The 21,927-nt window shown below is 72.3% G+C and carries 22 protein-coding genes and 1 tRNA gene; 7 read left to right on the forward strand and 16 right to left on the reverse strand.

The genetic code is table 11. The annotated features are described in order from the left end of the window. Positions 1-375, reverse strand: a 375-nt coding sequence (locus tag ACFRCR_RS06070; protein ID WP_377676135.1) for a Clp protease N-terminal domain-containing protein, incomplete at its 3' end; no start/stop codon positions are given. A gap of 261 nt (positions 376-636) precedes the next feature. On the opposite strand from ACFRCR_RS06070, the gene ACFRCR_RS06075 reads away from it, so the two are divergent. After that, positions 637-1,284, forward strand: coding sequence for a hypothetical protein (locus tag ACFRCR_RS06075; RefSeq protein WP_377676136.1), 648 nt, complete (start codon positions 637-639; stop codon positions 1,282-1,284). Positions 1,285-1,411: 127 nt separating this feature from the next. Continuing rightward, on the forward strand, positions 1,412-2,455 hold the full coding sequence (locus ACFRCR_RS06080; protein WP_377676137.1) for an alpha/beta hydrolase: 1,044 nt from the start codon (positions 1,412-1,414) through the stop codon (positions 2,453-2,455). Positions 2,456-2,525: 70 nt separating this feature from the next. Here ACFRCR_RS06080 and ACFRCR_RS06085 read toward each other — a convergent pair whose 3' ends face one another. Next, complete coding sequence (locus ACFRCR_RS06085; RefSeq protein ID WP_377676138.1) at positions 2,526-3,554, reverse strand: cation diffusion facilitator family transporter; 1,029 nt, start codon at positions 3,552-3,554, stop codon at positions 2,526-2,528. 278 nt (positions 3,555-3,832) lie between these two features. Here ACFRCR_RS06085 and ACFRCR_RS06090 point away from each other — a divergent pair, with 278 nt between their 5' ends. Beyond that, positions 3,833-4,174 carry a hypothetical protein gene (locus tag ACFRCR_RS06090; protein WP_377676139.1) on the forward strand — a complete coding sequence of 114 codons (342 nt, stop codon included), beginning with the start codon at positions 3,833-3,835 and terminating at the stop codon, positions 4,172-4,174. Positions 4,175-4,225: 51 nt separating this feature from the next. Here ACFRCR_RS06090 and mnhG read toward each other — a convergent pair whose 3' ends face one another. The 10 genes from mnhG to ACFRCR_RS06140 form a co-directional block, all read right to left on the reverse strand. Then, entirely contained in the window at positions 4,226-4,654 is a 429-nt protein-coding gene (gene mnhG, locus ACFRCR_RS06095; protein WP_377676140.1) for a monovalent cation/H(+) antiporter subunit G, read from the reverse strand. Beyond that, positions 4,651-5,106, reverse strand: a complete 456-nt coding sequence (locus ACFRCR_RS06100; protein ID WP_377676141.1) for a monovalent cation/H+ antiporter complex subunit F — start codon at positions 5,104-5,106, stop codon at positions 4,651-4,653. Before ACFRCR_RS06100 ends, mnhG begins: the two co-directional genes overlap by 4 nt. Continuing rightward, complete coding sequence (locus ACFRCR_RS06105) at positions 5,103-5,789, reverse strand: Na+/H+ antiporter subunit E (protein ID WP_377676142.1); 687 nt, start codon at positions 5,787-5,789, stop codon at positions 5,103-5,105. The genes ACFRCR_RS06100 and ACFRCR_RS06105 overlap by 4 nt, the downstream gene beginning before the upstream one ends. Then, the gene (locus ACFRCR_RS06110) at positions 5,786-7,357 is read right to left on the reverse strand and encodes a Na+/H+ antiporter subunit D (protein WP_377676143.1); all 1,572 of its coding nucleotides are present in this window, start codon (positions 7,355-7,357) and stop codon (positions 5,786-5,788) included. The genes ACFRCR_RS06105 and ACFRCR_RS06110 overlap by 4 nt, the downstream gene beginning before the upstream one ends. Beyond that, entirely contained in the window at positions 7,354-7,902 is a 549-nt protein-coding gene (locus ACFRCR_RS06115; RefSeq protein WP_377676154.1) for a Na(+)/H(+) antiporter subunit C, read from the reverse strand. Before ACFRCR_RS06115 ends, ACFRCR_RS06110 begins: the two co-directional genes overlap by 4 nt. An 86-nt stretch (positions 7,903-7,988) precedes the next feature. Beyond that, entirely contained in the window at positions 7,989-11,054 is a 3,066-nt protein-coding gene (locus ACFRCR_RS06120) for a Na+/H+ antiporter subunit A (protein WP_377676144.1), read from the reverse strand. 275 nt (positions 11,055-11,329) lie between these two features. After that, entirely contained in the window at positions 11,330-11,968 is a 639-nt protein-coding gene (locus ACFRCR_RS06125; protein ID WP_377676145.1) for a PadR family transcriptional regulator, read from the reverse strand. A 77-nt stretch (positions 11,969-12,045) separates the two neighbouring features. After that, complete coding sequence (locus ACFRCR_RS06130; RefSeq protein WP_377676146.1) at positions 12,046-13,137, reverse strand: hypothetical protein; 1,092 nt, start codon at positions 13,135-13,137, stop codon at positions 12,046-12,048. A 65-nt stretch (positions 13,138-13,202) separates the two neighbouring features. Continuing rightward, positions 13,203-13,778 carry a dCTP deaminase gene (gene dcd / locus ACFRCR_RS06135; protein WP_030151112.1) on the reverse strand — a complete coding sequence of 192 codons (576 nt, stop codon included), beginning with the start codon at positions 13,776-13,778 and terminating at the stop codon, positions 13,203-13,205. Between the two features lie 128 nt (positions 13,779-13,906). Next, positions 13,907-14,458: an NINE protein gene (locus tag ACFRCR_RS06140; protein WP_377676147.1), complete on the reverse strand. Its 552-nt coding sequence runs from the start codon at positions 14,456-14,458 to the stop codon at positions 13,907-13,909. 138 nt (positions 14,459-14,596) lie between these two features. On the opposite strand from ACFRCR_RS06140, the gene ACFRCR_RS06145 reads away from it, so the two are divergent. Continuing rightward, positions 14,597-14,670, forward strand: a tRNA-Gly gene (locus tag ACFRCR_RS06145). A gap of 83 nt (positions 14,671-14,753) precedes the next feature. Here the strand turns inward: ACFRCR_RS06145 and ACFRCR_RS06150 are convergent. Beyond that, a complete protein-coding gene (locus ACFRCR_RS06150; RefSeq protein ID WP_377676148.1) occupies positions 14,754-14,948 on the reverse strand; it encodes a hypothetical protein in 195 nt (64 codons plus the stop codon). A gap of 153 nt (positions 14,949-15,101) precedes the next feature. Here ACFRCR_RS06150 and ACFRCR_RS06155 point away from each other — a divergent pair, with 153 nt between their 5' ends. From ACFRCR_RS06155 to ACFRCR_RS06165, 3 genes are all read left to right on the forward strand, one after another. Next, positions 15,102-15,506 carry a molybdopterin-binding protein gene (locus tag ACFRCR_RS06155; protein ID WP_377676149.1) on the forward strand — a complete coding sequence of 135 codons (405 nt, stop codon included), beginning with the start codon at positions 15,102-15,104 and terminating at the stop codon, positions 15,504-15,506. After that, positions 15,503-16,333, forward strand: coding sequence for a molybdate ABC transporter substrate-binding protein (modA, locus tag ACFRCR_RS06160; protein WP_377676150.1), 831 nt, complete (start codon positions 15,503-15,505; stop codon positions 16,331-16,333). The genes ACFRCR_RS06155 and modA overlap by 4 nt, the downstream gene beginning before the upstream one ends. Positions 16,334-16,415: 82 nt before the next feature. Further along, the gene (locus tag ACFRCR_RS06165) at positions 16,416-18,584 is read left to right on the forward strand and encodes an ABC transporter permease (protein ID WP_377676151.1); all 2,169 of its coding nucleotides are present in this window, start codon (positions 16,416-16,418) and stop codon (positions 18,582-18,584) included. On the opposite strand, the gene ACFRCR_RS06170 is transcribed toward ACFRCR_RS06165, so the two are convergent. The 3 genes from ACFRCR_RS06170 to ACFRCR_RS06180 all read right to left on the reverse strand — a co-directional run bounded on the left by ACFRCR_RS06170 (position 18,569) and on the right by ACFRCR_RS06180 (position 21,775). Next, on the reverse strand, positions 18,569-19,819 hold the full coding sequence (locus tag ACFRCR_RS06170) for an AGE family epimerase/isomerase (RefSeq protein ID WP_377676152.1): 1,251 nt from the start codon (positions 19,817-19,819) through the stop codon (positions 18,569-18,571). The two genes, ACFRCR_RS06165 and ACFRCR_RS06170, sit on opposite strands and share 16 nt — an antisense overlap. Positions 19,820-19,958: 139 nt before the next feature. Then, entirely contained in the window at positions 19,959-20,873 is a 915-nt protein-coding gene (locus ACFRCR_RS06175; RefSeq protein WP_377676153.1) for a carbohydrate ABC transporter permease, read from the reverse strand. After that, positions 20,870-21,775, reverse strand: a complete 906-nt coding sequence (locus tag ACFRCR_RS06180) for a carbohydrate ABC transporter permease (protein WP_191797742.1) — start codon at positions 21,773-21,775, stop codon at positions 20,870-20,872. Before ACFRCR_RS06180 ends, ACFRCR_RS06175 begins: the two co-directional genes overlap by 4 nt. Positions 21,776-21,927: the final 152 nt, after the last annotated feature.

Here is a 21,927-nt window from a genome sequence, read left to right on the forward strand (position 1 = left end):
GATCTGCGCGGCGGGCGAGGAGCCCGCCGCGATGCCGATGAGCAGGTGCTCGGTCGAGACGTACTCGTCCCCCATGCCCTGGGCCTCCTTCGAGGCCAGGTCGAGCGCGGCCGACGTGCCACGGGACGCGGTGGGCTGGGCGACGGCCGAGCCGCTCGCGGTGGGCAGCGCGACGAGGGCCGCGCGCACCTTCTGGCCGATGGCCTGGGCGTTCGCGCCCACGGCGTCGAGCAGCCCGACGGCGACGCCGCCCTCCTGCGTGAGCAGCGCGGCGAGGAGGTGCACGGGTTCGAGCTGGGGGTTGCCGGCGGCCGAGGCGGTCTGGATGGCCTCGCCGATGGCCTGCTGGGACATGGTGGTGAACTTGGTGTCCATGGGGTCTCCGGATACTTCAGGGTCTGGGTCTACCTGGAACAACAGGACCTGACTTGAGCCTATTCCACTCAACTCTGTCCGTCATGTCGGCGATGAGGCGTCAGGGGTGAGGACCAACCGGTGGCCTCCCCTTCTCACCGCCACCGATCCACGGGATGCTGTGGGCGTGAAGACACGACGGCTCGAACCTCTCGCCACCATCGCACCGGACCACGCCAACCGCACCACGGCGCCAGCCGCCCGTCTCGACGGGGGTCTCTGATGGACCTCGTGCTCCTCCTCGTCCTCGCCGTCGTGCTGGTCGGTCTCGTCGTGATCGGCGTCGTCGCGTGGCTGCTGCTGCGTCCCAAGAAAGTGCCCGTGCCGCAGCCCTACGGCTACGGCGCCCCGGTCGTCGGTTACCCGGGGCAGCCGGGGCAGCCGGGGCAGCCGGGGCAGCCGGGGCAGCCGGGGCAGGGTGCGTACCCGGGACAGGTCACCCCGCCCGCCCAGCCCTACGGTGCCCCTGGCGCGCAGCAGCCCCCGCACCAGCCCTACCCTGCGCAGCCGCCGGCCTCTCCTCAGGCGCCCACGCACCAGTACGCCCCGCCGAGCCCCCCTCCCGCGCCTCCGGTACCTCCGGCGGTGACTCCCAGCGGTGCGGCGACGCCCTACGCTCCGGCACCCGTCGTACCCGGCGCACCCGGCGCACCCGGCGCACCCGCGGCACCCGCGGCTCCCGTCGCGTCCGTAGCGCCCGTAGCGCCCGCCCAGACGTGGACCGCGCAGGTCACCGACCCCGGTGCCGAGCAGGTCGACGACTCCGAGATGGACGAGTCGACCCGCCTTCGCGAGACCCCTCGGGTCGTCCCGCCCACGACGCCACCAGCTCCCCCGGTCCCCCCGACGGGTCTCACCCCGCCCGCCTGAGGACCACGGCACGTCCTGTCAGAGCGAGCGTGGGCCGGCGATCACGCTCGCTCTGACAGGCCCGCCCCCGCGGTGGACAATGGCGGCACCGCGGCACCGCCCGAGTCCGCGCGCGAAGGGCAGCACCATGACGCACGGCTGGCAGCAGGACGTCCTCGGACCCGACTGGGTCGCCCGCACGCTCGACCTCCCGGGGGGCGACACCGCGACGCTCGTCCGCAGGGCGACGAGTCCCGTGCCCGACGGCGCCGCACCGGACCCCGGGCGGCTCGCCGAGCCCGACGCCCCCCACCCGGCCGAGGCCGACGGTGCGACGACCCCGGGGGGTGAGCGACGCCGTCGGGCCGTGCTGTACGTCCACGGGTTCGTCGACTACTTCTTCCAGACCCACCTCGGCGACGCCTTCGAGGAGCACGGGTACGCGTTCTACGCGATCGACCTGCGCGGGTACGGCCGGTCGCTCGCGCACTGGACCGAGGCCGGCAAGGACCCCAACATGGTCGACGACCTGAGCCTCTACGCCCAGGACCTCGACGCGGCAGCCGCCGTGATCCGGGCCGAGGGGCACGACGAGCTCGTGGTCGTCGGGCACTCGACGGGTGGCCTCGTCACGAGCCTGTGGGCCAACGCGCGCCCCGGCAAGGTGGCTGCGCTCGTCCTCAACAGCCCCTGGTTCGACCTCAACTCGTCCTGGTTCGACCGCGTGATCTCGACCCGGGTGATCGACGTCGTCGGGCGCTTCGCCCCCCGGCTCGTGGTGGGCTCGCTCGACGACGCCTACGGGCAGGCCCTGCACACCGGGACCGGCGGCGAGTGGACCTACGACCTCGGCTGGAAGCCGCACGAGGGCTTCCCCGTCCGGGCAGGCTGGCTGCGCGAGATCAGGCGCGGGCACGCACAGGTCGCGCGCGGGCTGCACGTCCAGTGCCCCGTGCTCGTCCTGACCTCGACGCGCTCCGGGCCGAACAAGGGCTGGCACCCCGAGGTCGTGACGACCGACAGCGTGCTCGACGTCCAGCACATCAAGGACCGGGCGCCCGGGCTGGGCGACGACGTGACGCTCGTCGAGATCGAGGGCGGCGCGCACGACCTCGTGCTGTCCCCCGAGCCGGCGCGGACGGCGTTCCTCGACGAGGTCTTCGCGTGGCTCGACGAACGGCTGCCTGCCTGAGGACGCAGGCCGCCCCCGGCGTGCGTCCGTCGAGAACGAGGTTGCGGCCGTTCCGGGGGCCAGGGCGACCTCAGGTCCGTTCTCGGCGGCTCACCTCGTCCGACGGGACCAACGACGGCTCGCTCGCCGGGGACACCGAGATGACGGCTCCCGCGATCACGGCCGCCGCGGTCGCCCGGCGCTCGAGCGCGTCGATGCGCTCGGCGACCACGTGCTCGTCGTCGTCCCCCACGAGGTCGACGCTCGCGACCAGGTAGAGCGACCGCGGACCCACGTACTCCAGACGCAGGTACGTGACCCGGTCGACCTCGGGGTCGGCGAGCAGCTCGCGCAGCGCGGCGTCGCGCGTCGCGGCCCCAGCCGGCTCGCCGACGAGGAAGCGCCGGTTGCGGTCGATGAGGATCCACGAGATGACCCCGAGGATCAGGCCGACGACGATCGAGCCGATCGCGTCGGGCACGGGCGACCCCGTGACCTGGTGCAGGAAGATGCCGACGAATGCCACGACGAGGCCCATGAGCGCTGCCGCGTCCTCGGCGAACACGGCCCGCAGCGTCGGGTCGGACGTGACCAGGACGTGCTGGAGCAGGTCGCGCTCGGCCTTCTTCGCCTCCTTGCGCGCCTGCCGGTTCGCCTGCAGGAACGAGACCCCCTCGAGGACGAACGCGACGCCGAGCACCGCGTACGCGATCCCGAAGTCGTCGGCGGGCTCGGGATGGACGAGCTCCTGGATGCCGTGCGTGATCGAGACCCCCGCCCCCACCGCGAACAGCCCGAGCGCCGCGAACATCGACCACACGTACGCCTCACGCCCGAACCCCAGGGGATGATCGTGGTCAGCGGGCTTGCGCGACCGCCTGTTCGCGAGCAGGAGGAACACCTCGTTGCCCGTGTCCGCCCACGAGTGCACGGCCTCGGCGACCATCGACGCCGAGCCCGTGAGCACCGCCGCGGCCGACTTCGCGACCGCGATGAGGAGGTTCGCACCGAACGCGACGATCACCGTGAGCGCGCTCTCGGCATGCTCCTCGGTCTTCACGACGCGCGGGCTGTCGGCCACAGGCCGCGTGGGGGGCTGTGCACGGGGCGACGAGGTCATGTAGCGGGTCTATCACCGGACCTGCCGGGGCGCGCGGGGGCCGGTCGCCCTCGGCGGTCGGCCGTGCCGTCGGCCGCACCTGTAGTCACATCGGTCGTGCTGTGTAGTCTCAGGCCACACACGGTCACGACGGGGGTGCGTTCATGCGAGGAAGCAAGGCGGCCGGGGCTTCGGCTCTGGTGGTGGTGACGCTGATGGCAGCGGGTTGCAGCGGCGGGAGCAGTGCCCTGCCCGGACCCACGGAAGAGGTGGTCCAGGCGGGCACGTCCGAGGATGACGTGGCGCAGGATCTCGCCGCGTGCGCCGCGGTCTCCGACGTCCAGTCGATCGTGGAGAACGCCGACATCGCCCTCGCCGAGGGACGCATGGCCGTCCAGGAGCAGCAGGGCTGGTACGAGGTCGCGACGCATGTGCTGCACCGCATCCCCTCGAGCGGTGGCAGTGCCGTCGGCCAGGCGGTCGCCGACCTGCAGGAGACCGTTCCGGCGGTCGAGTCCTGGACGAGGACCGAACCGGTGGTCATCCGGTCGGACGCCTGGCGCGCCGCCCTCGACGCCCTGGCCGAGCCCTGCCTCGAGATGGACTCCGAGCTGTTCACCGCCGTGTTCACCGGCGGCTGAGGCCTACTCACCCTCGGCGGGCGCGGCCGTCACCCTCGGCGGGCGCGGCCGTCACCCTCGGCGGGTACCGCCGTCACCCTCGGTGGTCGCTGTGCGGGCCGCCGCCTCGCGGTCGGCCACGTCCTTCTCACGGTCCGCCGCCTCCTGGTCCGCCGTGAGGTCGTCGAGCACGAGCAGGTCCGGGCGGACCTTGCCGGTCCGGTAGCCCGCACGGCCCACCATGTGCGCGGCGACGGGCGACGTCATGAGCTGGAAGATCACGACGAGCACGAGCATGCCCACGGCCGACCAGCTCCGCAGCCGCAGCCCGAGCGCGATGAGCACCAGGATCAGTCCCAGCACCTGCGGCTTGGTCGCGGCGTGCATGCGTGCGAGCAGGTCCGGGAACCGCACGACGCCCACACCGGCGGCGAACGCGAGGAACGCCCCGCACAGCAGGAAGATCGCGGCGACGACGTCGGCCACCAGGGTCCAGCTCATGAGCGTGCCTCCTCGGGTCCGGTCGAGCCGTCGACCTCGGGGGCCGCGGCCTCCTCGACCTCGTGCAGCGCGTCGGGTTCGTGCTCGGCTCCGTGCTCGGGGTCGGCGGCCTTGTCCTGCTCGCCCTCCTCGGCCGCGAGGCGTTCGGCCTCCTCGGCCGCGATCTCCTCGCGGGTCTTGATGCGCCCTTCGCCCTCGGGCTCGACCGACGCGAACCGGGCGATGGTCACGGACCCGACGAAGCCGACGAGCGAGAGCACGACGAGGATCGGGATGGTCTCGGTGCGCCGGGACCAGGCGGCCTCGAGCGCGATGGTGCCGACGAGCGTCGTCGTGAAGACGTCGAGCGCGATCGTGCGGTCGAGCATCGACGGGCCCTTCTCGGCCCGGACGACGGCAAGCGTCGCGGCCGAGGCGAGGAGCACGGCGCAGATCAGGACGACGACGATCATCGCTGCCCCTCCCCTCGGTCGGTACGTCGTTCGGACCTGTCGGCCCCGGGCACCCCGGCGGCACCGCGCGTGCCCGACGGCGTCGCGCCCGCGAGCTCGGGCGTCTCGCCCGGGTGGTGGTACAGCCCGGCGGCCTTGAGCTCGTCGTTCGACGCGAAGGCGCGCAGCACGCGGGCCTCGAGGTCGAGCGTGTCCTGGCGGACCTTGTCGGCGCCGCCCGCGGCGTCGAGGTCCAGCACGTGCAGGTAGAGCATCCCGGTGAGGCGGTGGGCCTCGATGACGAGCGAGCCGGGCACGAGCGAGCTGAGCTCGGCCGTGATGGTCATGTAGATGTCCGAGGGGTTGCGCAGGCGCACGCCGACCACGGCCCCGTGCGGGGTGTGGTGGAAGCGGAACGCCTGCATGCTCACCTGGAAGGACGCGACGACGAGGTCGGCGACGAACCGGGCGACGAGCACGAGCAGCGGCCAGGGGCGCACGGTGCCGCTCGTCGCGATCGACGGCAGCGGCATGAAGGTGATGAGCAGGCTCGCGAGGAGGATCCCCGCGAGGACGTTGCCCCACGACAGCTCGCCCCACAGCATGACCCACACGACGGTCAGCCAGACGACGGTGCGCCACTGCGCGGTGAGCCGGCCGAACCAGCCGCCCGCGAGCGGGCCTCTACGACGGTGCAGGCTCACGACCCCTCACCTCCCTGCTCCTCCTCGACGAGGTCGCTCGAGACCCCTTGCCCGCGACCGGAGTCGTCGGGGAAGACCGCGTCGACGTACGTCGACGGTTGCATGAGGTTCCCGGCGGCCCGCTCGGCGTACGAGTACAGCGGCCCGGCGGCGAACGTGAGGGCCAGGCCGAAGGCGACGAGCGCCGTCGTCGGCCCGACCATGCCACGCGGTGTGCCGGTCGACGGCAGCTCGACCGGGGCGGTCTGCCAGAACGCCTTGTTCCACGCCTTGACGATCGCGTAGAGCGTCAGGAGCGAGGTCACGACGCTGCCGACGACGAGCGCCCACGTGAGCGGCGTGCCCTGGGCGACGCCCTCCTGGAGCAGCCCGACCTTGCCGAGGAAGCCCGACAGCGGCGGGATGCCCGCGAGGTTCATCGCGGGGACGAAGAACAGGATCGCGAGCCCCGGCGCGATCTTCGCGAGGCCGCCCAGCTTGTCGAGCGACGTGGACCCGCCTCGTCGCTCGATGAGCCCGACCACGAGGAACAGCGTCGTCTGGACGGTGATGTGGTGGACGACGTAGAAGATCGACGCCGCCATCCCTGCCTCCGACGCCATCGAGATGCCGAAGATCATGTACCCGATGTGGCTGACCAGCGTGAACGACAGCAGACGTTTGATGTCGTTCTGCGCCACGGCACCTAGGATCCCGATGACCATGGTCAGCAGCGCGAGCCACATGAGGACGGTGTCGAGCCGGTTGTCGGGGAACAGCAGCGTCTGGGTGCGGATGATCGCGTAGACGCCGACCTTGGTCAGCAACCCGGCGAACACCGCCGTGACGGGCGCGGGCGCCGTCGGGTAGGAGTCCGGGAGCCAGGCCGAGAGGGGGAAGATCGCCGCCTTGATCCCGAACGCGAGCAGCAGCAGGAGCTGGAGCGTCATGCGGACCCCGGGGTCCACGTCGGGCAGGCGTTCGGCGAGCTGGGCCAGGTTGACCGTGCCCGTCGCGGCGTACGTGAGCGCGATCGCGACGAGGAAGATGACCGACGACAGCAGCGCGACGACGACATAGATGGACCCTGCGCGGATGCGCTCGCCCGTCCCTCCCAGCGTCAGCAGGACGTAGGACGCCGCGAGCAGGATCTCGAAGCCCACGTAGAGGTTGAACAGGTCGCCCGAGAGGAACGCGTTCGCGACCCCGGCGGCCAGGACCAGGTAGGTCGGGTGGTAGATCGAGACGGGTGCCTTGTCGTGCCCGTCCGCGACGCCCTGCCCCAGCGAGTAGAGCAGGACGCACAGCAGCACGAAGCTCGACACCGTGAGCATGAGCGCCGAGAGGCGGTCCGCGACGAGGTCGATGCCGACGGGCGCGGCCCACTCCCCGACGTCGACCACGATGGGTCCGTTGTCTGCTCCGACGAGCAGGCCGATGGAGGCCGCCAGCACCAGGGACAGCGCGGCGACCGAGATGATGTGCTGGGCGCGCGGGTGGCGCCACAGCGCGAGCGCGAGGCCCGCCGCGAACAGCGGCAGGACCACGGGCAGCGGGACGAGGGTCGCGAAGCCGTAGGTGAGGTTCATCGGCCCTCACCTCCCTCGTTGCCGGGCCTGCCCGCCGCCGGGACGTCCTTCTCGGCACGGGTGCCGTCGCGGACGTCGGTCTCCCCGTCGCCGTCGCCGTCGGTCTCGTCGTAGACCTGCGAGGCCTCGTCGTCCAGGGTGGCTCCGCTCTCCTCGGTGTCGCTGTCCTCGAAGGCCGGGGCGTTGCGCGCCGCGTGGCGCGCGACCCGGCGGTCCTCGAGGTCGTCCTGCACCTCGTCGTGACCGTGCAGCTGCCACGACCGGTAGGCCATGGCGAGGACGAAGGCCGTGAGGCCCAGGGTGATGACGATGGCGGTCAGCACCATCGCCTGGACGAGCGGGTCGCTCATCTGGTCGGTGGGGGTCGTCCCGATGAGGGGTGCGCCCCCGGCGCGGCCACCGGCGACGAGGAACATGAGGTTCGCGCCGTTGCCGATGAGGATGAAGCCGATCAGGACGCGGGTCAGGCTGCGCTCGAGGAGCAGGTAGACGCCGGTCGCGAACAGCACGCCGATCGCGAGCACGAGGATCAGGCTCGGTGTCATGTCGATGCTGTCGGTCGTCCGGGCGACGTCCGCCGGGTCGACCTCGGCGGCCGGCAGGACGAGGGCGAGCAGGTTGCTGGTCGAGCTCATCGTCGCCCCCCTCCGATCTGGTCCGGTTCCATCGCTTCCATCGGTCCTGCGTCCTCTCGGGCGGAGGCTTCGGCCTGCCGGTCGATCTCGGCGCCGAGCGTGCGCAGGATGTCGAGCACGAGGCCCACGACGACGAGGAACACCCCGACGTCGAAGAACAAGGACGTGACGAGGTGCACGGTCCCGATGAGCGGCAGGCTGATGTCGATCGCGGTGCTCAGCAGGACGCTCTTGCCCATGAACAGGCCGATCAGCCCGACCCCGACGGACAGGAACAAGCCGGTGCCGAGCAGCAGGCCCGGGTGGACCGGTGCGGCCTCACCGAGCTCGTACCGCCCGCCCGCGAGGTATCGCACGATCAGCGCGATCCCGACGACGAGCCCGGCCGCGAACCCGCCACCCGGCGCGTTGTGCCCCGAGAACAGCAGGAAGATCGCGAACACGATCATCGAGTGGAAGAGCACGCGCGTGACGACCTCGAAGATGACCGATCGACGCTGCGGGGCGAGCGTCCTCCCGGCGCTGAGCCACACGAGCATGCGCGGCTGCTTGCCGGCCTCGGTGGCCTGGTCGACGCCACGCCGGCGCAGCGCGGCGCCGGGGTCCTCCTCGTTGGCCCAGATGCCCGGGGTCGCGGCGCCCGACGACGTCGCGTTGCGCTCGCGCAGGATCTCGCCGCTGCGGGTGCGCAGGAACACGAGCGACGCGACGCCGGTCGCCGCGACGAGGAGCACCGAGATCTCGCCCATGGTGTCCCAGGCGCGGATGTCGACGAGGGTCACGTTGACGATGTTCTTGCCGTAGCCGTGGATGTACGCCTCGGCCGGGAAGTCGAGCGAGATGGGGCTCGCGACGCGTGCGAGCGGGACCGTCAGGGCGAAGCCCATCATGACGACACCGACCGCGACGCCCAGCCCCAGGCGTACCCACCGCGACGCGACGAGCGGACGGTTGGAGAAGTAGGGAGGCAGACGGCGCAGCACGAGCACCATGACGACGAGCGTGATGGTCTCGACGAGCACCTGCGTCAGCGCGAGGTCGGGGGCACCGTGCAGAAGGAAGAGCATGGCGTTGCCGTAGCCCGCGATCCCCACGAGGATCACGGCCTTGAGGCGGCGGCGCGAGCGGGCCGCGAGGATCGACGCGACGCAGATGGCCGCGACGGCCGCGACCTGCGCCGGGCGGTCCCAGGCCTTGACCTGCTCGGGCCACTGGCCGCCGATGAACATCAGCAGACCGGGCCCGGCGACCAGGACGACGAGGATCGCGCCGAGGTAGAACGGCAGCGAACCACGCTGGGTGACCGCGGTGACGTCCGCCGCGACCTCGTCGAGCCGGCGCATGATCCGGCGGTAGGTGCGGTCGGCCTCGGGGCCCGTCCACAAGGAGGCCTGGAACCGCTCGACGGCGTTGCGCTGCCAGAACAGCACCGCGCCGACCCCGAGGATCAGGACGGTCAGACCCAGGGCAGGGGTGAAGCCCGCCCAGAGGACCAGGTGGCCCGGCTCACCGACCGGGTAGGTGTCGGCGTAGGGGGCGAGCAGGTCCTCGCCGAAGTGCGGCACGAGGGCCGTCGCAAGACCGAGGAGGGCCAGCACCAGGGCGGGCCACACGAGGAGCGCGGGCTGCCGGTGGATGCGTGCGGGGTCGATCGGCTCGTCGTCGGGCAGGAACCCGGTGCCGCGCTGTGCGGGCGCCGACGACGCGGCCGTGCCCTGCGCGGCCGCGTCCTTGGTCACGGCCTCGACCCGGACGTGCTCGTTGGCGCGTGCCACGGCTGCGGCGACGTGCCGCTTGGTCGCGAACGCGCCCCAGAAGAACCGCACGCCGTAGGCGACCGTGAACATCGAGCCCACGACGACGCCGACCAGCACGACGGTGTTCACCCAGGCCGGACCCTCGCCGTGCAGGAGGGACTCGAGCGCGGCCTCCTTCGCGACGTAGCCCGCGAGCGGGGGCAGCCCGATCATGGACGCGGTCGCGAGCCCGCCGGCGAGCGCGGTCAGGGGCAGCGCGCGCCCGACGCCCGTCAACCGGCGCAGGTCGCGGGTACCGGTCGCGGCGTCGACCACGCCGACCACGAGGAAGAGCGACGCCTTGAACATCGCGTGCGCCCCGATCATCGCGAGACCCGCGAGCGCGGCGGACCGCGTCCCGAGGCCGACGAGCAGGACGATCAGGCCGAGCTGGCTCACGGTGCCGAACGCCAGGACGAGCTTGAGGTCGTGCTGGCGCAGCGCGCGGTAACCGCCCACGAGGAGCGTGCCGACACCCAGGACGATGACGATCGTGCGCCACACCGTGGTGTCGGAGTACGCGGGGGCGAAGCGCGCGACGAGGTAGACACCGGCCTTGACCATGGCGGCGGCGTGCAGGTAGGCGCTGACCGGGGTGGGCGCGGCCATGGCCGCGGGGAGCCAGAAGTGCAGCGGGATGAGCGCGGCCTTGCTCGCCGCACCGGCCAGCAGACACACGATCGCGGCAGTCACGGCGCCGCCCGTCGGCGGGTCCGCGATGATCTCCGAGAGGCGGAACGTCCCGCCCTGGACCCCCAGGATCACGACGCCCACGAGCATCGCCAGGCCGCCGGCCGTCGTGACGACGATGGCCTGCATCGCGGCTCGCCGGCTCGCCTTGCGGTCCGCGTAGTGGCCGATCAGCAGGTAGGAGAAGACTGTCGTGAGCTCCCAGAAGATGAACAGGAGCAGCATGTCGTCCGACGTGACGAGGCCGACCATGGCCCCCGCGAACGCCGTGAGCACGGCCCCGAACCTCCCGAGCCCGGACGCGGTGGGAGAGAAGTAGGCCGAGCAGTACACGAGGACCAGCGCGCCCACGCCGCCGACGAGCAGCAGCATGAGCCAGGACAGGGTGTCCATGCGGAAGGCGAGCTCGAGCCCCAGCCCCGGTACCCACTGGGTGACCTCGGTGGGGTGCACGCCTTCCATGACGCGGGTGGTCCAGCTGAGGGCGTAGACAGCGGCGGAGGCGGGCGCGAGGGCCATCACCAAGAACGCCTTGCGGCCCAGCACCGACACGAGTGCGGGCGCGCCGAGTGCCATTGCCAGATGCGCAACGAGCAGATAGAGCACGTCCGCTCCGTCCTGGTCGGGGGCGGGTGGGCGAGAACATGGACAGGCCGCGCCGCGCGGACCGACCGTTCCCGCTCGACGGCGCGCAGGAGAAGGACGGCCCGGAGACACACCGGGTCCGGTAGGTATTTTACCGTTCGACGAGACCCGCAAGACCACTCGACGCCCCGTCGGTCGGTGGGAGATGTCACAGGTTCAGCGGGAATGCACCTGCGGGCCACGGATCGGCCACCGGGCGGACCCGGCTAGCTGGAGGACGCCGCCCCGTCGGACGGTCTCGCCCGCCAGTCGTCGAGGCCGCGGAGCGTGCCGTCGCCCAGGCGGCGGACGAGTGCCTCGGTGTACCGGAGCTCGGCGAGGAGCAGCGCGAGCTCGTACTCGGTCTCGGCCGTGAACGGTGCCGGGACCGCCTCGACACGGCGCTCCACGTCGTCCTCGAGCCGACGGACGGCGACGCGCAGCGCGACGAGACGGGTGCGCAGGAGGGCGGCGGCGTCGTCGGGCGCCAGGACCTGCATGAAGCTGAGCGCCGCCAGGAACTGCGGGAACTCCTTCACGGGGGCGCCGAGGAGGCTGCGCATCCAGTCGTCGACCTCGTCGCGTCCGGCGTCCGTGAGTCGGTAGACCGTGCGCTGGGGACGGTTGCCGTCCTGCTCGGTGCCCGCGGGCTCGATGAACCCGTCCCGCGCGAGCGCCGTGATGACCGAGTAGAGCGAGCCGTAGTTCAGCTTGACCGACTCGTCCTTGCGGCCGTCCTTGAGCACGCGCGCGATCTCGTAGGGGTGCATGGGCTTGTCACCGAGCTGCGCGAGGACCGCGAGCGCCAACGGGTTCCCGCGTCGGCGGGCCGTGGCGGCTCCGCTGCCCGCTGCACCCTGCGACATGCCCACCTCGCCCTGTTCATCCCGTTCCGACCGGACGGTCGAGAGTATGCGGGCAGCCGTGAGAGCGCAACCAACCCTCAGACGTCCTGCGGGTCCACCAGGAAGTCGGCCTCGTCGGCGATCTCGCCCCCCACGGCCGCATACAGCGCCCGGGTCACCGTCGCGACGAGCTCGGCCGCGCGCTTGCGCGCGATCTTCAGCTCGAACGACGGCACCTCCATCTGCGACTCGACGAGGTCCCGCGGCTCCCAGCGCACCCTGTAGGCGACCGCGCCCTGCGACGCCCACGGCAGGTTGCGCAGCAGCAGCGGGAGCTGCTCCTCGCCGCCCACCTCGACCGCCACGAGACCGTCGAGACCCATGTCGATCAGGAGCCCGTACCCGTCGAGGACCTTGCCGCTCGTCAGGGCCTGGATGTCGATGTCGTCCGCCTGCGCGTGGAGCGCGCGACGCAGGTCCGGGTCGAGCGTCTCGCCCCGGTACAGGGGCAGCTCGCCGATGCCCTGGGGCGGTCCCTGGTACGGGCTGCCCTCCGTCGCGAGCACGACGCGCGGATGGACCGCCCCGACGACGGCCATCGCGGCCTGCGGGTCGAGCCACACGTCCGAGAAGACCGACATGTCGACCGCGACGCCCGGGTCCGGCGTCAGGACCACGGCCGGCGACGCCGCGTTGGCCGTGTCGACGCGGATCGAGCCGCCGAGACGCCGCGCGACCTCGACGAGCCAAGAGATGACGCGCTCCTCCTCGCGCGTCGGCAGCCCCGCCGGGAACGCGCGTCCCACCCCGTCACGGTCGCCGCCACCGGGGATCGGGGCGTCGCCGCGGTCGCGCGGGCACACGACGTCGAACACCTGGTCCGTGCCCGGCGGCAGGCCGGGGTTGACCCCGTCCGCCGACCACGGCGAGTACGGCCCGGTCAGCGTCGTGTGCCGCGACGTCCGCAGCACACCGGGCTCGCCCGGCCTGGCGGTGCGCGGCGCCGGGGTCAGGGGATCCGTGCCCGACGGCGCCACGTCCCACCGCGCGCCCGCGAACCTGGACACGGCGAGGGTCTCGACCTCGTCGACCTCGACGTCCCCCGGGAGCGCGAGCAGGTGCCGCGCCTGGTGGGCCTGCGCCGAGGACGCGGGGAACGGCTGAAGGGTCGGGCTGGTCGGCTGCGACACGGTGGGATCGCCCTCTCTGCGGTGGCGACGTCCGATCAGGCGGGCTCGCTCGAGCCGGCTCGGGATCACACGTCGGTGCGGTGGAAGTTCTGCCAGGAGCGCGAGGCCGTCGGACCCCGCTGACCCTGGTACCGAGAACCATAGATCGACGAGCCGTACGGGTGCTCCGAGGCCGACGACAGCCGGAAGAAGCACAGCTGGCCGATCTTCATGCCCGGCCACAGCGTGATCGGGAGCGTCGCGACGTTGCTCAGCTCGAGCGTCACGTGGCCGCTGAACCCGGGGTCGATGAAGCCGGCCGTCGAGTGCGTCAGGAGCCCGAGCCGGCCCAGGGAGGACTTGCCCTCGAGGCGGGCGGCGACGTCGTCGGGCAGCGACACCTGCTCGAACGTGGCCCCCAGGACGAACTCCCCCGGGTGCAGGATGAACGGCTCACCGGGCTCGACCTCGACGAGGCGCGTCAGGTCCGGCTGGTCCGTCGACGGGTCGATGAACGGGTACTTGTGGTTGTCGAACAGCCGGAAGAACTTGTCGAGCCGCACGTCGATGCTCGACGGCTGGAGCATCGCGGGGTCGTAGGGGTCCAGACGGACCCGCTGGGCGTCGATCTCGGCAGTGATGTCGCGGTCGGAGAGGAGCACGGGGCAACCGTACTCCGCAGGACGGCGCGCCGGTGCGCGGTCCCGGGGGCCGAGCCCGAGGCCGGTCGGGCGACGACGTGCGGTCGTCCGACCGGCCTCGGGTCCAGGACGCGAGGCGACCCGTGCCGTCAGCTGCGCAGCGGGCGTCCCGTCGAGTCGACCGAGTACTGACCGGTCTTCGACGTCAGGTAGAGGATGCCCTCGACGAGGCCCCAGATCCAGACCGCCCAGCTCAGCATGCCCAACGAGAGGACCGAGATCAGCAGCATCGTCACGCCGATGCCGGTGTACCCGAGGTAGAAGCGGTGGATGCCGAACGTCCCGAGGAAGATGCCGAGCAGGCCCGCCGCGAGGCGCGACTTCGCGTTCGGGTCCTCGTAGTAGCCGGGCTGCTGGGCACCGTACGCGCCGTACGGCTGCTGATAGCCCTGCTGGTAACCCTGCTGAGGGGCTCCGTACCCGTACCCGGGCTGCTGGCCGTACGGGTCCGTGCCGTAGGTCGGCTGCGGCTGCTCGCCGTAGGCCGGCTGCGGCTGACCGTAGCCGGGCTGCTGGGCGTAGGGGTCGGCCGGTGCACCGTAGGCGGGCTGCGGCTGCTCGCCGTAGGCCTGCGGCTGCGCGTACGGGTCCGCTCCAGCCGCAGGATCGGTGGGCTGCTGCTGGTACGGGTTCTCGGACAAGACGCCTCCTCAGGCAAGTGCTCAGGCACAAGATGCTGGCATCCTGGCCCGACGTGGGTATGATCGTGGACGCACGCCGGTTCCTCACCGGCTCGCACCGGCCGGAGACGGCCCGCGAGCTGCGGGGTTCCACGTCACGCGGATGTAGTTCAATGGTAGAACTTCAGCTTCCCAAGCTGATAGCGCGGGTTCGATTCCCGTCATCCGCTCCACGACACGAGGCCCCGCACCGGATGGTGCGGGGCCTCGTGCGTTGGCTCGGGCCGACCGGCGGGCCCCCGCCGTCACACCGCCGTCACGCCTCGTCGCGCGAACGGGACCGGACGAGTGCGCTCCCGATGCCCACCAGCACGGCCACGCCCCCCAGCACCACGAACAGGATCGGGGACTGCGGTCCGTCCTTGCCGGTCAGCGCGGCGACCCCTCCGCCCAGCGCCCAGACGGCGCCGATCACGATCAGGGCGAGCGAGCTCCAGTACCGACGAACCACGAGTCCTCCTACCGGTCCCGGCGCACCAGCGTGTGCGCACCGCCCGAGCATGCCACGGTCGTCGCTGGAAATGGGGCATATGGGCCAGAATCGGTACTCAACCGTCACGCACCTGACCATTCGACCCGCATCTGCGGGCCTATAGTCGTCCTCATGCCGCACTATCGGATCAAGGAAGCAGCCGACCTGCTCGGCGTCAGCGACGACACCGTGCGCCGTTGGGTCGACGCAGGAGACCTCGACGCGACCCTCGACGGCTCCGGCCGCAAGGTCCTCGACGGCGCTCAGCTCGCCGCGTGGGCCGTGCGCACCGCCCAGGCAGCGCCCGACCCGTCCGGCGTCGCCCGCTCCGCGAGGAACCGGTTCGTCGGGATCGTGACCCACGTCGTGAGCGACACCGTCATGTCCCAGGTCGAGATGCTGTGCGGCGGACAGCGCGTCGTGTCGCTCATGAGCACCGAGGCCGTCCGCGACCTCGGTCTCGAGCCGGGCAGCCTCGCCGTCGCCGTCGTCAAGGCCACCACCGTGATCGTCGAGACGCCAGGAGGCCTCGCGTGAACCGCACCACCCGCACCACCCGCTCCTCCGCACGCCCCGCCCGGCGCGCGCTCGCCGTGACGACCACGGCCCTGCTCACGGCCGCCCTCGCGGCGTGCGCGGCGCCGTCGGGCACGCGGGACGCGAACGCGACCGGCTCGACCGCCCCCGTCGAGGAGCAGACCCTCACCGTGCTCGCGGCCGCGTCGCTGCGCGACGTCTTCGCCGAGCTCGCCGAGGGCTTCGAGGCCGAGCACGACGGCGTGACCGTCGCGCTGTCGTTCGCGGGGTCGGCCGGCCTCGCCGACCAGCTCCTCGCAGGCAGCCCGGGCGACGTGTTCGCCTCGGCCGACACCAAGAACATGGACCGCGTCGTCGAGGGCGGGGACGCGGCCGACCCCGTCGTCTTCGCGACCAACACCCTCACGGTCGTCGTGCCCGCCGGGAACCCGGGCGGCGTCACGTCGTTCGCGGACCTCTCGCGCGAGGACCTCAAGGTCGTCGTGTGCGCGGCCGAGGTCCCCTGCGGGTCCGCGACGGCCAAGGTCGAGGCCGCCGCCGGGACCACCGTCCACCGCGTGAGCGAGGAGGCGAGCGTGACCGACGTCCTCGCCAAGGTCACCGCCGGGGAGGCCGACGCCGGGCTCGTCTACGTCACCGACGCGACCCTCGCCGGGGACGACGTCGAGGTGGTCGACGTCCCCGAGACCAAGACCGTCGTGAACACCTATCCGATCGCCGTGACCTCCGGTGCCGCCGACGCCGCGCTCGCCCAGGAGTGGCTCGACCTCGTGACCGGACCCGTCGGCCAGGGCGCGCTCGCGAAGGCGGGCTTCGGGGCGCCGTGACTCCCGACGACGTGCGGCGCCCCGGGCGAGGACGCTCCCCTCGCCCGGGCGACAGCCCCGCGCGGACCGGGGAGGCCACCTGATGCGCGGCCTGCCCCGCTGGGTCCTGGCCCCCGCGATCCTCGGTGCACTGTTCGTCGTCGTGCCCGTGGTCGCGATGGTCGCGCGCCTCGACGTGTCCGGGGGGCTCGGTGGGATCTGGGACCTGCTCACGTCACCGACCGCGACCGACGCCCTGTGGCTCTCGGTGCGGACCTCGCTCGTCGCGACCGTGTGCTGCGTGCTGCTCGGCGCACCCATGGCCCTCGTCCTCGCGCGGACCACGTTCCCGGGGCAGCGTGTGGCCCGGGCGCTCGTGCTGCTCCCCCTCGTCCTGCCACCCGTCGTGGGAGGCATCGCGCTGCTCTACACGTTCGGGCGACGCGGGCTGGTCGGCCAGCACCTGTCCGTCCTGGGGATCGAGGTCGCGTTCACGACGACCGCGGTCGTCATGGCCCAGACCTTCGTCGCGCTGCCGTTCCTCGTGCTGAGCCTCGAAGGGTCGCTGCGGACGCACGACGCGCGCTACGAGGAGGTCGCCGCGACGCTCGGCGCCTCCCCCACGACCGTGCTGCGCCGTGTGACCCTGCCGCTCGTCCTGCCCGGGCTCGTGTCCGGGGCGGTGCTCGCGTTCGCACGGGCGCTCGGGGAGTTCGGCGCGACGATCACGTTCGCCGGCGCGCTCCAGGGGGTCACGCAGACCCTGCCGCTCGAGATCTACCTCCAGCGCAGCGCCGACCCCGACGCCGCCGTCGCCCTGTCGCTCCTGCTCGTGGTCGTGGCCGTGATCGTCACGGCCGCCGTGCACGGCGGCCCCTTCGGGCGCGAGCCCTCCGCCGAGGGCGACCGGCAGCGGGCCGGGGGTGACGGGCTCCCCGCCGGCGGTGACGGCCATTCGGCCGACGGTGACGGGTCGCGTGTCCGTCGGCGGGTCGGCATGTCGCCCTCGGCGGGCGAGCCCGTCACCCTCGGCGATCGGGGCGGTCACCGTCGACAGGCCGGCACGTCACCCTCGGCGGGCGAGCCCGTCACCCTCGGCGCGCCCCTGCGGGTCAGGGTCCGCCTCGCCGAGCGCGGCGTCGACCTCGACCTCGCGGTCGAGCCCGGGCAGGTCGTCGCGGTCCTCGGCCCCAACGGCGCGGGCAAGTCCACGCTCCTCCAGGCCGTCACAGGCCTCCTCCCCCACCGCGCCCGGCCCCGGTCGGGAACTCCCGACGAGCTCCTCGTGTCGATCGACGACACCGTCCTCACCGACACCACCCGCGGGACCGCCGTCCCCCCACGACGGCGCAGGATCGGCTGGCTCACGCAACGTCCCCTGCTCTTCGCGCACCTCGACGCGGTCGACGACGTCGCGTTCGGGCTCCGAGCCCGGGGCACGACCCGGCCCGAGGCTCGCGCCACGGCCCGCGAGCGCCTCGCCGAGCTCGACGCGGAGCACCTCGCCGGACGTCGACCGCACGAGCTGTCCGGGGGGCAGGCTCAGCGCGTCTCGATCGCCCGCGCCCTCGCGACCGACCCCCGCGTCCTGCTGCTCGACGAACCGCTCGCCTCGCTCGACGTCGGGGTCGCCCAGCAGGTGCGTCGCGCCCTGCACGACGCCCAGCGCGCGCACCCCCGCACGACCCTGCTCGTGACGCACGACCTGCTCGACGTCCTCCTCCTCGCCGACCGCGCGGTCGTCCTGGAGGGCGGCCGGGTCGTCGAGGACGGTCCGGCGCGAGAGGTCCTGACGCGACCCCGCTCACGGTTCGCGGCTCGCCTCGCGGGCATCAACCTGCTCTCGGGCACCGCGACCGACGGCGGCGGGCTGCGGCTCGGCCCGGGTGGCGGCGCGGCGACCGGCACGAGCACCACGAGCCCGCTCGCGACGGCGCAGGTCGTCGCAGGCGTCGCCGCCGACGGCGCGGGTCTCGTCGAGGGCGACCCGGCGGTCGCGATGTTCGAGCCGCGGGCAGTCGCGATCCACCGTGAACCGCCGTCGGGCAGCCCGCGGAACGCCTTCGCGGTGACGATCACGTCGCTCGAGCCGCACGGGCAGCTCTTCCGGGCCTGGGGAGAGGTGACGGGACCTCGTGAGGTGCGCGACGCCGTCGGGCACCTCGCCGCGGACCTGACCCCACGGTCCGTCGCGGACCTGCGCCTGGCGCCGGGCGAACGTGTCTGGTTCGCCGTCAAGGCGGCCGAGGTACAGGTCTACTCCACGCGCTGAGCGCGCCAGGCGCGGACCGATTCCGCGAGGCTCCCCGTGACCGGCACGTCCGCGAGGAGGAGCGCCTGCCCTGCGTGGTAGACGTCGGGCTTGCCGACCCAGACGACCGCCGACGGGTGGTTGTGGGCGTCGAGCTCGTGGTGCCACGAGCCGCGCTCGCCGTCGACGAGGACGGTCCGCGCGTACGTCCACCAGTCACGGGCGAGCCCTGCGTACCGCTCCTCGCCCGTGACCCGGGCGAGGACCTCGGCGGCCGCGATCGCCTCGGCCGCGACCCAGTGGAACCTGCGCCGCTCGACGGGTCGCCCGTACCAGTCGACGGTGTAGACGAACCCGCCCCCGTCGGGGTCCCATCCGTCGGCCGCGGCGCGGTCGAACAGCCGGCGGGCGGCGTCGAGGCGGGCGCCCGGCGTGGAGGCGACCCCGTCGGACGCCCCGGGATCGTGCGCCGCGTCGAGCTGCAGGAGCAGGCGCGCCCACTCGAACCCGTGCCCGGGCGTCGACCCGTAGGGCTTGAACTGGTCGGTCGGGTGGTCGACGTTGAGCTCGGGCTGTGGCCGCCACGAGGCGTCGAAGTGCTCGACCACGCGCCAGTCCCGCTCGGCGGCCCAGCCGACGACGCGGTCCGCGATCGCGCTCGCGCGCTCGAGCCACAGGGGGTCGCCCGTCGCCGAGTGCGCGGCGAGCAGCGCCTCGACGCCGTGCATGTTGGCGTTCGCCCCACGGTAGGGCGCGCACGTGGTCCAGGCGCGGTCCCACTCGTCCCGCAGCATGTCCTGGTCCGCCTCCCAGAACTCCTGGTCGAGGATGCGCAGCGCGTCGTCGAGCAGCCCGCGCGCCCCGGGCCGTCCCGCGACCACGGCGCTCGACGCGGCGAGGACGACGAACGCGTGCGCGTAGGCGCTCTTGGTGTCGTCGACCGCGTCGCCCGGCCCGCGCGACGCGAACCAGCCGCCGTCCACGGGGTCGGCGAGGTAGCTGCGCAGCCCGTCGAGGGCCAGGTCCGCGAGCGCGTCCGCCCCGGGCACCCCGAGCAGGGTCCCGAGCGCGTACATGTGGGCCGTGCGCGCGGTGATCCACGTGTGCACGGGTTGGTGCGCGTCGGGGACGCCGTCGTCGTCGAGCCACCGCGCCCCGCCGTCGGGCCCGAGCGACGCCTGCGCGAAGGCGAGCAGCCTGCGCAGCTCGTCGTGGCGCCACGCGGCCCCGCCCGTCGTGCGTGCGGGCTCGTCCATGACCGTCATCGTTCCCCGTTCGTCGTCCTCGTCAGTGATCTTCCCCGGGCGGGCGCACCTGCGTCGAACGCCCGACGGCGGAGCACCCGTCCCGACGTCGTGCCCGGCCAGGCCGGCCCGCCCCGTGGGAGCGGCCGCCTCACCCCTTGACCGACCCGGACATGAGCCCGCCCATGAAGTACTTGCCGAGCAGGATGTAGACCAGGAGGGTCGGGAGCGACGCGAAGAGCGCCCCTGCCATCGACACGCCGTAGTTCTGCAGCAGCGCCCCGTTCGCGAGGTTGTTGAGCGCGAGCGTGACCGGGCCGTTCTGGCTCGAGGAGAAGAACACCGCGAAGAGGAAGTCGTTCCACGCGGACGTGAACTGCCAGATCAGCACGACCACGAAGCTCGGGATCGACAGCGGCAGGACGATCGACCAGTACGTGCGCAGCATGCCCGCCCCGTCGACGCGCGCGGCCTCGATGAGCTCGTTCGGGACGGTCTGGTAGTAGTTGCGGAAGATCAGCGTCGTGATCGGCAGGCCGTAGATCACGTGCAGCACGATCAGCGTCGGGATACCGCTCGGCAGGTCGAGGCTCAGGACGAGCTGGTTGAGCGGGATGATCACCGCCTGGTAGGGGATGAACATGCCGAAGAGGATGAGCGTGAAGACGACGTTCGCTCCCCGGAACCGCCAGCGCGAGAGCACGAACCCGTTGAGCGACCCGAGGAAGGCCGAGATGAGCGCGGCCGGGACCACCATCTGGAGCGTGCGCAGGATCGCGGGCGACAGCGCGGTCCACGCGGCCTGCCAGTTCTCCGTGGTCCAGACCTGCGGCAGGTTCCATGCGCGGGTCGGGGCCGCGTCGCCCGGTCCCTTGAAGCTCGTGACGAGCAGGACGTAGACGGGCACGAGCACGACCAGCACGAACAGGATCAGGAGCGCGTAGCGCAGCGTGCGGGCCACGGAGAACCGCTCGACCGGCTTCTTGCGCCGACGCGAGCCGGTGGCGCCGGACCCCGAGCCCGAGCCCGGGGCCGTCGCCTCGACGGGGGTGGTGACCGTGGTCATCGGATCTTCTCCTTGCGGTTCAGGGAGATCAGGTAGGGCACGATCACGAGGGCGACGATGATGAGCAGGATCGCGCCCACCGCAGCCGCGTTCGCGTAGTCGAAGCTCGACTTGAAGACGTACATGTCGACGGCCGGGACCTTGGTCTGGTAGTTCGACGGCTTGGAGATCGACATGATGAGGTCGAAGGCCTTGAGCGACATGTGGCCCACGATGATGAGCGCGGACAGCGCGATCGGCGTGAGCTGCGGGAAGAGCACGTAGCGGTACAGCTTCCACTCGCTCGCGCCGTCGATGCGGGCCGCCTCGCGCAGCTCCTCCGGGATGCCGCGGAACCCTGCGAGGAAGAGCGCCATGACGTAGCCGGAGAGCTGCCAGATCGCGGGGATCGCGATGGCCGCGATGCCGAACGTGACGTTGTTCCACCAGTTGTTCTGGAGCGCGTCGAGGCCGATCATCTGGAACAGCCGGTTGAGGCCGCTCGCCTTCTCGTCCTGGTTGGAGTTGAGGAGCCAGCGCCACACGACGCCCGAGGCGATGAACGAGACCGCCATGGGGAACAGGTAGACGGCGCGGAAGAAGCCCTCGCCCTTGACCGGCTTGTCGAGGAGCCAGGCCCAGACGAACCCGATGACCATGGTGCCCACGAGGAAGACCACGGTGTAGATCAGGAGGTTCAGCAGCGAGTGCTGGAACTCGGGGCTCGCGAGCAGGTCGAGGTAGTTCTGGAAGCCGACCCGGGACACGGGCGCCTGCCCCGTGGACTGTGCGGCCTTGTGCATGTCGGTGGTCGAGGTCGAGAAGTTGATCGCGATGAGGCCGTAGACGAACACCCCCACCAGGATCAGGGACGGGGCGACGAGGAGCAGTGGCGGCCCCCAGCGTCGGGCGGAGTGGATCACCGGTGATCCTCCAAGGGTGCGGGCACGGTCCGGGGCGCATGCCGCGCACGTGGGTGCGGGGGCGCCCGCCGACCGGTGCGGCGGGGAACGAGACGGTGCGGCGGGGCGCCGCGGGTGCGTGACGCGGCCGGGCGGCACCTGTCGCGGGGCTG

It is taken from the genome of Oerskovia sp. NPDC056781, assembly GCF_042789955.1.
Lineage (GTDB): Bacteria > Actinomycetota > Actinomycetes > Actinomycetales > Cellulomonadaceae > Oerskovia > Oerskovia rustica.